The following is a 12,225-nucleotide window of genomic DNA, read 5'->3' as shown; positions in this document are numbered from 1 at the left end:
GCTTAGAAAATAAGTATATTTGGATATTTACTTTTGCTTACACACAGATTTATATGTATTTTACCATTTTTACTATCTATTGTCTTTAAATTATATAGTCTCTTTCAAGTGTTCAAAAAGGCTGTTAAGAATGAAAAACGACTGTTGTACATTATTGCCATACTTTTATTTTTTCAAAACCCTAGAGAGCTTTAATACATGGGTCAAACTTTTTTTTATTTCGTCCAATCCCATTTCAGCTACAGGCTTCCTAGCAATAATTATGTAGTCAAATGGGTTCTGCACTTCATTCTCGAACTCATGGAATGCTTGACGGATATATCTCTTTATCTGATTTCTGGTTACAGCATTTCCGATCTTTTTACTCACAGAAAGACCGATTCGGAAATGCTCCTGCCCTGGCTTTTTAAGTGAATAAACCACAAATTGGCGATTTGCAAATGACTTGCCCTTTTTAAAGGCTTCTTGAAATTCTTTATTCTTTTTCACTCTATACTCTTTTTTCATTGTCATTTACACCACCTTTAAGACATTTACGCATTTCTATGATTATGGAAAAAAAGACCACTGACGTTTCAGTGGCCTAAGCAGATAATACTTTTCTTCCTTTACGACGACGACGAGCAAGGACATTACGTCCGTTAGGCGTACTCATACGACTACGGAATCCATGAACTTTGCTTCTTTTACGCTTACTTGGTTGGTAAGTTCTTTTCATTATATGACACCTCCCTCGAGGAATAGCTGCTAAAGACAGTCTTAACTATTATAAAGATGCTACTAGAATATTGTCAACTCTTCATTGTATAAGTTCAGAAATTCCTAACTGAATTTAAAAAGTTCTACTAAGAGAGTTTACCCTCTTTTTATCTTTCTGTCACTTAAAAAATTATATTTTAAGAAAGTAAATTTCTCCATTAATCATCGCTGCCCTACCTTGTGGATAAATTTTCGACAGGTTTTTTATTATCCACAGCACATATTGACAGCTTTTTCACAAAAAAAGGTCTTGTGGACAGTTTTTATACCCAATATGTTAAGCTTGTGGATAATATCTGAAAAATCGTTGCACCTCTTAGGATTATCTGTTATCATAATTGTGTTTTCACTCTTAATAATTCATTGTGCATAACTCCGTTATCCACAGATTGTGGATATCATGTGGACAGTTTATTCAAAGGGATTGTAAAACATTGTCCACAGGTAGTGGATATTGTCGAAATCCTATTTTACTTCCTTATTATATATTTTTCCACATCATTATTTCGATAGATTTCAAAAAAGCGGATATACGACCTCATAATATTGACTTCTTATTGGTAAGTAAGGATGAGTAAAGGTCCAACCAAAATAAAAACATGGTTCATTCATATAGGTTGTACAACTTGTATAACCTATATTTTTAATGCGGAATTACGTAAAGCAACGCAAAAAAATAGGAAGAGGAGGGACAATGATTGGAGAATATAGCAGATCTTTGGAATAATGCTCTTGCTAAAATTGAAAAAAAAATAAGCAAGCCAAGCTATGAAACATGGCTAAAATCAACTAAAGCCCATTCCCTTCAAGGGGATACTTTAGTCATTACGGTTCCAAATGACTTTGCCCGTGATTGGCTTGAAGAGCGATACTCCAAACTGATTTCTGAAATTGTCTATGAAATAACAGGCGAAGAATTGGGAGTTAAATTTATTATCCCGCAAAATCAGACTGAGAATGATCTTGATCTTTCTAATCTTCCTAAGAAGAAGAAAAAAGAAGAGGAACAGCCCGAACTGCCATCCATTATGCTTAATCAGAAAAACACATTTGATACATTTGTTATCGGATCAGGCAACCGCTTTGCACATGCTGCTTCACTTGCAGTTGCTGAAGCGCCGGCCAAAGCATATAACCCTTTATTTATTTATGGGGGAGTTGGACTTGGAAAAACGCATTTAATGCATGCGATTGGCCATTATGTATTGGATCATAATCCATCTGCTAAAGTTGTGTATTTATCATCAGAAAAATTTACAAATGAATTTATTAACTCCATTCGTGATAATAAAGCCATTGATTTTCGCAATAAATATCGTAAAGTGGATGTGCTATTAATTGATGATATTCAATTTCTAGCTGGAAAAGAATCGACACAAGAGGAATTCTTCCATACTTTTAATACTTTGCATGAAGAGAGCAAGCAAATTGTCATTTCAAGTGACCGCCCGCCAAAAGAAATACCAACACTTGAAGATCGGCTTCGTTCCAGGTTTGAATGGGGTTTAATAACTGATATTACGCCGCCAGATCTTGAAACGAGGATTGCTATTCTCCGTAAGAAGGCGAAAGCAGAAGGATTAGATATTCCGAATGAAGTCATGTTATATATAGCCAATCAGATTGACTCCAATATTCGTGAATTAGAAGGGGCACTTATCCGTGTTGTTGCCTATTCCTCTCTAATCAATAAAGATATTAATGCTGATTTGGCTGCTGAAGCACTAAAGGATATTATTCCAAGCTCTAAGCCTAAAATAATTACAATCCTTGATATTCAGCGTGTTGTTGGGGAACATTACAATGTAAAACTTGAGGACTTCAAGGCGAAAAAGAGAACGAAATCCGTCGCTTTCCCACGACAAATTGCGATGTATCTTTCAAGGGAATTAACAGATTTCTCCCTTCCTAAGATTGGTGAGGAATTTGGAGGAAGAGACCATACAACCGTTATTCATGCTCATGAAAAGATATCCAAGCTGATCCAAACGGATACTCAATTTCAAAAACAGCTAAAAGAAATTCATGAAGTCTTAAAAATATAATGTGAATAACTCCGAACTACTTACACACAGTCTGTCCACATGTGGATAGGCTGTGTTTCCATTCAAAAAATAGAGTTATCCACATACTAACAAGCCCTACTAGTACTTCTATTATTTTTTAAAAGAAAAATATATACCTATCTTTAAAAAAAATACTTATATTCGGAGGATTAAAAAATGAGATTTATAATCCAACGGGATCGTTTAGTACAAAGTGTTCAAGATGTAATGAAAGCTGTAACAAGCCGAACGACTATCCCGATTTTAACAGGAATTAAAATTGTAGCGACAACCGATGGGGTCACATTAACAGGCAGTGATTCTGACATTTCGATTGAATCCTTTATCCCAAAAGAAGAAGATGAACATGAAATTGCTGAAATTAAGCAAACAGGATCGATTGTTCTCCAGGCAAAGTTCTTTAGTGAGATCGTTAAAAAGCTGCCAACAGATATTGTGGAAATTCATGTAGAAAATCAATTACAAACCATTATCCGTTCAGGCAAATCTGAATTTAAATTAAATGGATTAGATGCTGAGGAATATCCACATCTACCGCAAATTAAAGAAGAAAACATTTTTAAAATCCCAACAGATCTCTTGAAAATGATGATTAGACAAACTGTATTTTCAGTGTCCACCTCAGAAACACGCCCCATCTTGACAGGTGTAAACTGGAAGGTGGGAAATAATGAATTAATCTGTGTTGCAACAGATAGTCACCGACTAGCTTTGAGAAAGGCTAGAATTGAGACTGAGGCAAATGAAAGCTATAATGTTGTTATTCCAGGAAAGAGTCTAAGTGAATTAAGTAAGATACTGGATGATAACAATGACTTAATTGATATTGTTATTACGGAAAACCAAGTTTTATTTAAAGCGAAGAATTTATTGTTCTTCTCAAGATTATTAGAGGGGAATTATCCTGATACTTCAAAATTAATTCCAAATGAAAGTAAAACAAATATTGTTGTAAATACGAAGGATTTCCTTCATGCGATTGATCGTGCATCATTGCTGGCAAGAGAGGGCAGAAATAATGTTGTTAAGTTCACAACAATGACAGAGGGAAGTATTGAAATTTCGTCCAATACACCGGAAATCGGAAATGTAGTCGAGGAACTCCAAAGTCAACAAATTGAGGGAGAAGACCTGAAAATCTCCTTTAGTGCGAAATTTATGATGGACGCTCTTAAAACACTGGAGGGCTCAGAAATAACAATAAGCTTCACTGGTGCAATGAGGCCATTTGTTATTCGTCCAGTAAATGATGATTCCATTCTTCAGTTAATACTCCCAGTTCGAACATACTAAATAGATTCAAAAAAGATTGAGCTACCAGCAGACTGTTGGTAGCTTTTCAATCGTATTAACTTATCTTTGTATATTAGTTAGTTATTTAGTAAAATAAAGTATTGGATACTATTTTAGAAAGAGTGAAATAATGACGAAAATTAAAATAGAGACAGAATACATTACATTAGGCCAGTTTTTAAAAGCTGCGGATATGATCCAGTCAGGCGGGATGGCTAAGTGGTTTCTGAGTGAATATGAAGTATTTATCAATGGAGAACAAGATCAAAGAAGAGGTAGAAAGCTTCGATTAGGGGACAAAATTGATATCGCTAGTTTTGGTTCTTTTGAAATTATCTAATCCTCTTCGAAGTCCAAAAGGATGTAGCGCCTATGCATATTGAGCAGTTGCTTTTGAAAAATTATCGTAACTATGATGAATTAGAGGTACACTTCGAAGATAAAGTAAATGTTATCTTAGGTGAAAATGCCCAAGGGAAAACAAATGTAATGGAATCCATCTATGTATTAGCTATGGCTAAGTCACATCGAACTTCAAATGATAAAGATCTTATTCGTTGGGATCAAGAGTATGCTAAAATAGAAGGACGGATAAAAAAAAAGCACGGCTCATTGCCAATGCAATTAGTCATTTCCAAAAAGGGAAAGAAGGCTAAGTGCAACCATATTGAACAGCAAAGATTGAGCCAATATGTTGGGAATATGAATGTTGTTATGTTTGCTCCGGAGGATCTTCATCTTGTAAAAGGCAGTCCACAAGTAAGACGTCGATTTATTGATATGGAGATAGGGCAAGTTTCCCCTATTTATTTACATGATATAAGTCAATACCAGAAAGTTCTTCAACAGCGCAATCATTATTTAAAACAACTGCAAATAAAAAAACAAACCGACCACACGATGCTTGAAATTTTAACAGAACAATTTATTCAAATAGCTGCGAAAATTGTATTTAAGCGTTTTGAATTTTTGAGACTGCTTGAAAAATGGGCGATACCGATCCATGTAGGGATATCTAGAGGACTGGAAACATTGAAAATAGAGTATAAGCCGTCAGCAGATGTATCAGATGAGCAAGAATTGTCGAAAATAGTAAGTGTCTATGAGGAAAAATTTGCTAAAATAAAGATAAGAGAGATAGAACGCGGAACAACAATGTTTGGACCTCATCGGGATGACCTTCTTTTTTTTGTTAATGGACGAGATGTACAAACATTTGGTTCACAAGGCCAACAAAGGACCACTGCTCTATCTGTCAAGCTAGCAGAGCTTGAACTGATTCATTCTGAAATTGGCGAGTATCCCATCCTTCTTCTAGATGATGTTCTATCGGAACTGGATGATTATCGTCAATCGCACTTATTAAATACGATACAGGGAAAAGTACAAACCTTTGTCACGACAACTAGTGTTGATGGAATCGATCATCAAACACTAAAAGAGGCTGCTGCGTTTCGAGTGAAAGCTGGAGGTATACTTAAGATTCAATGAGGTGAGTGTTTGTATATTCATGTCGGAGAAGATATATTAGTACGTTCAAAGGATATCATTGCAATTTTAGATAAAGAAAGTTTCAACTCTTCTAAGTATGTAGAGGAGTTTTTAGAATGCAAGAATCATTCAATCGTAAATCTTTCTAAGGGGTCATTTAAATCAGTAGTCATCACCGCGAAGGAAGTTTACTTTTCCCCATTAGCTTCTGGAACACTAAAAAAACGTTCCCAGCAATTAGCTATTCATGAATATTAGAATATATGGAATTACCAAAAGCGGACTGACAGTAATGTCAGTTTTTATATAGATTATTGATTAAAGTGAGCAAAACGAAAGTGTAGGTGATCGATGTGTCTATGGAGCAAAAGGCTGTGCAAGAGCAGTCCTATGATGCGAATCAGATACAGGTACTAGAGGGTCTTGAAGCAGTAAGAAAGCGTCCGGGAATGTATATTGGTTCTACCAGTGCTAAAGGTCTCCATCATCTCGTCTGGGAAATTGTCGATAATAGTATTGACGAAGCATTAGCTGGCTATTGTTCAGAAATTAATGTGTGCATCGAGAAAGATAATAGTATAACTGTCACTGATAATGGACGAGGCATTCCTGTAGGTATTCAGGAGAAAATGGGTCGGCCAGCAGTTGAGGTTATCATGACAGTTCTACATGCAGGTGGGAAGTTTGGCGGCGGAGGATACAAAGTTTCTGGTGGTCTACATGGTGTAGGAGCGTCTGTAGTTAATGCTCTATCATCGGAATTAGAAGTTTTTGTCCATCGTGATGGTCATATTCACTATATAAAGTTTGAACGCGGGGCTATAATTGAAGAACTTAGGGTTATAGGTGAAACGGATCATACAGGGACTAAGACACACTTCAAGCCGGATGGAGAAATATTTACTGAAACAACTGAATATGATTACGAGACACTTGCCAACCGAATTCGTGAGTTAGCTTTCTTAAACCGTGGCTTGAAAATTACGATTGAAGATAAGCGTGTGGAAGATAAGAAAAATGAATATATGTACGAAGGTGGAATTAAGTCGTACGTTGAACATTTGAATCGTACAAAGGATGTTATTCACGAAGAGCCGATTTATATTGAAGGTGAACGTGAGGGAATCAGTGTTGAAGTTTCCATGCAGTATAATGATGGTTTCACTGGAAATATTCATTCCTTCGCAAATAACATCAACACATACGAAGGCGGAACACATGAAGTAGGATTTAAAACTGCTTTAACTAGGGTTATTAATGACTATGCTAGAAAAAATGGGATATTTAAAGAAAATGATGCTAATCTTTCTGGAGAAGATGTACGTGAAGGGTTAACTGCAATTATATCTGTTAAACATCCTGATCCTCAATTTGAAGGACAAACAAAAACAAAGCTTGGAAATTCTGAGGTTCGAGCAATTACTGATACTATTTTTTCAGAAACACTCGAAAAGTTCCTATTAGAAAACCCAGCAGTTGCCAGAAAGATTGTGGAAAAGGGACTTATGGCAGCACGTGCAAGACTTGCAGCCAAGAAAGCGCGTGAATTAACAAGAAGAAAGAGTGCACTTGAAGTATCAAGCCTTCCTGGGAAATTAGCGGATTGTTCTTCAAAAGATGCTTCCATATCTGAACTTTATATTGTAGAGGGTGACTCGGCTGGCGGTTCAGCTAAACAAGGGCGAGATCGCCATTTCCAAGCTATTCTTCCGTTAAGAGGAAAAATCTTAAATGTAGAGAAAGCAAGATTGGATCGTATTCTTTCAAATAATGAAGTAAGAGCGATGATTACTGCTGCGGGAACGGGGATTGGTGAAGATTTTGATATTTCTAAAGCGAGATATCACAAGATTGTCATCATGACTGATGCTGACGTTGACGGTGCTCATATTCGAACACTATTATTAACGTTCTTCTATCGTTATATGAGAAAAATACTCGAAGCAGGCTATATTTACATTGCTCAGCCACCGTTATATAAGGTGCAGCAAGGGAAGAAAATTGAGTATGCATACAATGATCATCAATTAGCGGAAATCATGAGTCAATTACCAAGCCAGCCAAAGCCAAATGTGCAGCGATATAAAGGTCTGGGTGAAATGAACCCTGGGCAGCTTTGGGAGACAACGATGGACCCTAAAACAAGAACTCTGTTGCAAGTGAATTTAGATGATGCAATTGAGGCTGATGAAACATTTGAAATTTTAATGGGCGATAAAGTAGAACCACGTCGTCATTTTATCGAAGAAAATGCACTATATGTAAAAAATCTGGATATATAATTAGGATGCCAGGATAGATTCTAGATTATTCTATCCTGGTTTTACATAGAAAAGCGGTGGCGAGAAGTCACTTAATGATAAGCATGTAAACATGCAGGAAGTTTCACTTATAAGGGAGGTTCTTTAAATGGCCGAAACTCCGAAGTCTCAGATAAAAGAGAGAAATATAAGCCAAGAAATGCGTGAGTCTTTTCTTGATTATGCGATGAGTGTTATCGTATCGCGCGCGCTACCGGATGTAAGAGATGGATTAAAGCCTGTTCACCGTCGTATCTTGTATGCAATGCATGACCTTGGTATGCATGCAGATAAGCCGTACAAAAAGTCAGCACGTATTGTTGGGGACGTTATTGGTAAATACCATCCACATGGTGATTCTGCTGTATATGAAACGATGGTTCGTATGGCTCAGGATTTTAACTATCGCTATATGTTAGTTGATGGACATGGAAACTTTGGTTCAGTTGATGGGGACTCTGCAGCAGCCATGCGTTATACGGAAGCACGGATGTCAAAAATCTCAATGGAACTTCTAAGAGATATTAATAAAGATACAATTGATTATCAAGATAACTATGATGGGGAAGAAAGAGAACCTGTTGTTCTTCCCGCACGTTTCCCTAACTTATTAGTAAATGGAACTTCAGGGATAGCGGTAGGAATGGCAACAAATATTCCACCACATCAGCTAGGAGAGGTCATCGATGGGGTCCTAGCAGTGAGCCAAGATCCTGAGATCACCATTCAAGAATTAATGGATATTATTCCTGGTCCTGACTTTCCAACTGCTGGGATCATTTTAGGACGTAGCGGTATTCGTAAAGCTTATGAAACGGGAAGAGGATCTATTACTTTAAGAGCAAAGGTAGAGATTGAGCAAAAGGCAAATGGCAAAGAAGTGATTATCGTCAATGAAATCCCTTATCAGGTAAATAAAGCAAAGCTTATTGAGCGGATTGCTGAACTTGTTAGGGAGAAAAAGATTGACGGAATTACAGATCTTCGTGATGAATCAGACCGTGATGGGATGAGAATCGTTATAGAGGTTCGCAAAGATGCTAATGCAAGTGTTCTGTTAAATAACTTATACAAACAAACAGCCATGCAGACGAGTTTTGGTATTAACTTACTTGCCTTAGTAGATGGCGAGCCGAAGGTCCTAAATTTAAAGCAATGTTTAGTGTACTATCTTGCTCATCAGAAGGTTGTTATTCGCCGTAGAGTGGAGTTTGAATTAAGGAAGGCAGAAGCACGTGCCCATATCTTAGAAGGTTTACGTATTGCACTTGATCATTTGGATGAAGTCATTGCATTAATCCGCAGCTCTCAAACAACAGATATTGCCCGTGAAGGATTAATGACAAAGTTTAATCTTTCTGATAAGCAGGCTCAAGCTATTCTTGATATGCGTCTTCAGCGTTTAACAGGTTTGGAACGTGAAAAAATTGAAGATGAATATGCGAACTTAGTTAAGCTAATTGGGGAACTGAAGGCAATTTTAGCGGATGAGGAAAAGATTCTTGAAATTATCCGTGAAGAATTAACTGAAATTAAAGAGAGATTTAATGACAAGCGCCGCACTGAGATTGTTGCCGGAGGAATTGAGCAAATTGAAGATGAAGACCTCATTCCGCGCGAAAATATTGTTATTTCTCTAACCCATAAAGGTTATATTAAGCGTCTGCCGGTATCGACTTACCGAGCGCAAAAACGCGGTGGCCGCGGAATTCAGGGAATGGGAACAAATGAAGATGATTTTGTTGAACATTTAATTACCACCTGTACGCATGATACAATCCTATTCTTCACGAATAAGGGGAAAGTATACCGTGCTAAAGGGTATGAAATTCCTGAATACAGCCGAACGGCAAAAGGGATACCGATTATTAATCTACTTGGAATTGAGAAGGATGAGTGGGTTAATGCTATCATTCCAGTTGAAGAATTTGTTGATGATTGGTTCTTATTCTTCACAACGAAAAAGGGAATTTCAAAGCGTTCTCCGCTAAGCTCGTTTGCTCATATAAGAAATAATGGACTGATTGCCTTAAATTTAAGAGAAGATGATGAATTAATTTCTGCGCGTTTAACAGATGGAAGCAAGGAAATCATTATTGGAACAAGTAATGGAATGCTCATTCGTTTCCCAGAAACAGATGTCCGTTCAATGGGACGTACAGCAACAGGTGTGAAAGGGATTAGTTTAAACGATGAAGATGAAGTTGTAGGAATGGAAGTTTTAGAAGATCATTCCCAAATCTTAATTGTTACTAAAAACGGGTATGGCAAACGCACTCCTTCTGAAGAATACCGTATTCAAGGAAGAGGCGGAAAAGGAATTAAAACATGTAATATTACTGAGAAAAATGGCAACCTTGTATCAATGAGAGCTGTAACTGGAGAAGAAGACTTGATGCTGATTACAACTGGCGGAGTTCTTATTCGTATGGCTGTTAATGATATCTCTACAATGGGACGTAATACACAGGGTGTAAGACTGATCCGTTTAGATGAGGCACAGAATGAATTTGTCGCAACAGTTGCGAAAGTAGAAAAGGAAGAAGATAAACCTGAAGAGGAATTAACAAAACCGCTTGAGAGTGCTGATTCTTCCGAAGAAGATGTTGAAGTGAATGATCAGGAATAGGATGGAATAAGGAGGGACACAATTTTGTGTTCCTCTTTTTTTATAAAATGAAGTAGAATGTTAGTAAGGACTCACGACATTTGAGGTGTGATAGATATGCGTGTAGATTTAAAGGAGCTTCAAGAAGGCTGTATTGTATCAGCTGATATTTATAGCCTGACAAATCGTCCAATCATAAGTAAAAAGACGATCATAACGAATGAATTAATTGAAGTGTTAAAAGCTTTTATGGTAAAAGAAGTAGCTGTAGATAAATTAATGGTTAATGGTTCCCCATTTATTCCTAAGGAAGTTTTGCATGAAGGAGGAAAAGAGTCAGGTAATGTCTCTTCAGGTAAGGAAGTTAGCCTAGAAGATGCCTTTATAATGGGTGTTCAAGAGTATAAGAGAGAATTCAATAATTGGCAAGCAGGTCTTCCAATTGATATTTCAAGGATTAGGAATATCATGATCCCTCTCGTAGAGAAATCAGAGACAGTGCCTTCTAAATTATTCTCCTTGCACCACTTATCAACGGAAGATGAGTATTTATTTCAACATGCGGTTGCAGTAGGATTAATAAGTGCATTTATAGGAAAAAGGCTAAAAATGAACAAAGGTGACATTGTTCAATTAGCAATTGGAGGCTGCTTATCTGACTCTGGAATGGCAAAGATTAAGCCAGCAATCTTAACAAAGAAATCTACTTTAACACAGCAAGAATTTGAGGATATAAAAAGGCATACTACCTATTCTTATAAAATGGTTCAAAATATATCTCTTTTAAGGGAAAGTATGAAAATTGGAATATTACAGCACCACGAAAGATTGGATGGAAGTGGCTACCCATTAGGAGAGCAAGATAAGAAAATTAATATCTTCGCAAAAATTATTGGGGTTGCTGACACATTTCATGCAATGACTTGCAGCCGTCTTTATAGACGGAAACAATCGCCATTTAGAGTTTTAGAAATGATGCTCCAAGATATGTTTGGGAAATATGATATCACTGCCATGCAGGCAATTGGATCAGGTATAATGACATTTTCAATTGGCAGCAATGTAAAGTTGTCTGATGAGCGTGTGGCTGAAATTCTATTTATAGAAGAAAAGTCTCCAACAAGACCGTTAGTGAAGATTATTCATACTGGAGAACTCATACACTTAGAGAAAAATCGCCAATTGTTTATTGATGAAGTATTAAAATAGATCGTATATTTACGGTCTATTTTTATTTATGCTCATTGTTTGAACATCCTATTTGGAAAAGTTATATAAAATGATGAAAAAACTCTTGCAATCGATTTGTTTAGTTGTTATACTAATTCAAGTCAGCAAGAGACAAGTTCACTTCTTTTATAAGAAATAAAGAAATTGTTGACATCAACAAAGGTAAATGATATAGTAATAAGGTTGCTTCAGATGAAAAGAAAAGCAAATAACATTGATCTTTGAAAACTGAACGAACAAAAACGTCAACGTTTTAAATTTTTATTTATGAGCTAATCAACTCTTTATTGGAGAGTTTGATCCTGGCTCAGGACGAACGCTGGCGGCGTGCCTAATACATGCAAGTCGAGCGAATCTGAGGGAGCTTGCTCCCGAAGATTAGCGGCGGACGGGTGAGTAACACGTGGGCAACCTGCCTGTAAGACTGGGATAACTTCGGGAAACCGGAGCTAATACCGGATAATTCTTTTCCTCTCAT

The 12,225-nt window shown here is 36.8% G+C and carries 10 protein-coding genes and 1 rRNA gene; 9 read left to right on the top strand and 2 right to left on the bottom strand.

Translation table 11 applies throughout. The features are described from left to right. Window positions 1–165 precede the first annotated feature (165 nt). Window positions 166–507 (bottom strand): ribonuclease P protein component, encoded by a 342-nt coding sequence (rnpA, locus tag ACFYKT_RS14990; protein ID WP_389221635.1) that lies wholly within the window; start codon window positions 505–507, stop codon window positions 166–168. Between the two features lie 76 nt (window positions 508–583). Then, window positions 584–718 (bottom strand): 50S ribosomal protein L34, encoded by a 135-nt coding sequence (gene rpmH / locus ACFYKT_RS14985; protein WP_053478303.1) that lies wholly within the window; start codon window positions 716–718, stop codon window positions 584–586. A 739-nt stretch (window positions 719–1,457) separates the two neighbouring features. On the opposite strand from rpmH, the gene dnaA reads away from it, so the two are divergent. The 9 genes from dnaA to ACFYKT_RS14940 all read left to right on the top strand — a co-directional run. Then, window positions 1,458–2,804, top strand: coding sequence for a chromosomal replication initiator protein DnaA (gene dnaA, locus ACFYKT_RS14980; protein ID WP_389221224.1), 1,347 nt, complete (start codon window positions 1,458–1,460; stop codon window positions 2,802–2,804). Between the two features lie 177 nt (window positions 2,805–2,981). After that, window positions 2,982–4,118 carry a DNA polymerase III subunit beta gene (gene dnaN, locus ACFYKT_RS14975; RefSeq protein WP_389221221.1) on the top strand — a complete coding sequence of 379 codons (1,137 nt, stop codon included), beginning with the start codon at window positions 2,982–2,984 and terminating at the stop codon, window positions 4,116–4,118. 130 nt (window positions 4,119–4,248) lie between these two features. Continuing rightward, window positions 4,249–4,458: a S4 domain-containing protein YaaA gene (gene yaaA, locus ACFYKT_RS14970; protein ID WP_389221218.1), complete on the top strand. Its 210-nt coding sequence runs from the start codon at window positions 4,249–4,251 to the stop codon at window positions 4,456–4,458. Between the two features lie 32 nt (window positions 4,459–4,490). Then, window positions 4,491–5,609, top strand: coding sequence for a DNA replication/repair protein RecF (gene recF / locus ACFYKT_RS14965; RefSeq protein ID WP_389221215.1), 1,119 nt, complete (start codon window positions 4,491–4,493; stop codon window positions 5,607–5,609). Window positions 5,610–5,618: 9 nt separating this feature from the next. Then, window positions 5,619–5,867, top strand: a complete 249-nt coding sequence (gene remB / locus ACFYKT_RS14960; protein ID WP_389221212.1) for an extracellular matrix regulator RemB — start codon at window positions 5,619–5,621, stop codon at window positions 5,865–5,867. 101 nt (window positions 5,868–5,968) lie between these two features. After that, window positions 5,969–7,891 (top strand): DNA topoisomerase (ATP-hydrolyzing) subunit B, encoded by a 1,923-nt coding sequence (gene gyrB / locus ACFYKT_RS14955; RefSeq protein ID WP_389221633.1) that lies wholly within the window; start codon window positions 5,969–5,971, stop codon window positions 7,889–7,891. Window positions 7,892–8,018: 127 nt separating this feature from the next. Then, window positions 8,019–10,538, top strand: a complete 2,520-nt coding sequence (gene gyrA, locus ACFYKT_RS14950) for a DNA gyrase subunit A (protein WP_389221209.1) — start codon at window positions 8,019–8,021, stop codon at window positions 10,536–10,538. Between the two features lie 96 nt (window positions 10,539–10,634). Next, window positions 10,635–11,726: an HD-GYP domain-containing protein gene (locus ACFYKT_RS14945; RefSeq protein WP_389221207.1), complete on the top strand. Its 1,092-nt coding sequence runs from the start codon at window positions 10,635–10,637 to the stop codon at window positions 11,724–11,726. Between the two features lie 305 nt (window positions 11,727–12,031). Further along, a 16S ribosomal RNA gene (locus ACFYKT_RS14940) occupies window positions 12,032–12,225 on the top strand; the annotation flags it as partial.

This window comes from Cytobacillus mangrovibacter, assembly GCF_042865275.1.
Classification (GTDB): domain Bacteria; phylum Bacillota; class Bacilli; order Bacillales; family Cytobacillaceae; genus Cytobacillus; species Cytobacillus mangrovibacter.
The sequence above is the reverse complement of the archived record's forward strand: the minus strand, read 5'-3'. Positions and strand labels throughout refer to the sequence as shown.

Bases quoted from the DNA above. Each gene is read 5' to 3' on its own strand.
- gyrA (WP_389221209.1), top strand. From the start codon at position 8,019: ATGGCCGAAACTCCGAAGTCTCAGATAAAAGAGAGAAATATAAGCCAA.
- recF (WP_389221215.1), top strand. From the start codon at position 4,491: ATGCATATTGAGCAGTTGCTTTTGAAAAATTATCGTAACTATGATGAA.
- dnaN (WP_389221221.1), top strand. From the start codon at position 2,982: ATGAGATTTATAATCCAACGGGATCGTTTAGTACAAAGTGTTCAAGAT.
- gyrB (WP_389221633.1), top strand. From the start codon at position 5,969: ATGGAGCAAAAGGCTGTGCAAGAGCAGTCCTATGATGCGAATCAGATA.
- rnpA (WP_389221635.1), bottom strand. From the start codon at position 507: ATGAAAAAAGAGTATAGAGTGAAAAAGAATAAAGAATTTCAAGAAGCC.
- ACFYKT_RS14945 (WP_389221207.1), top strand. From the start codon at position 10,635: ATGCGTGTAGATTTAAAGGAGCTTCAAGAAGGCTGTATTGTATCAGCT.
- rpmH (WP_053478303.1), bottom strand. From the start codon at position 718: ATGAAAAGAACTTACCAACCAAGTAAGCGTAAAAGAAGCAAAGTTCAT.
- yaaA (WP_389221218.1), top strand. From the start codon at position 4,249: ATGACGAAAATTAAAATAGAGACAGAATACATTACATTAGGCCAGTTT.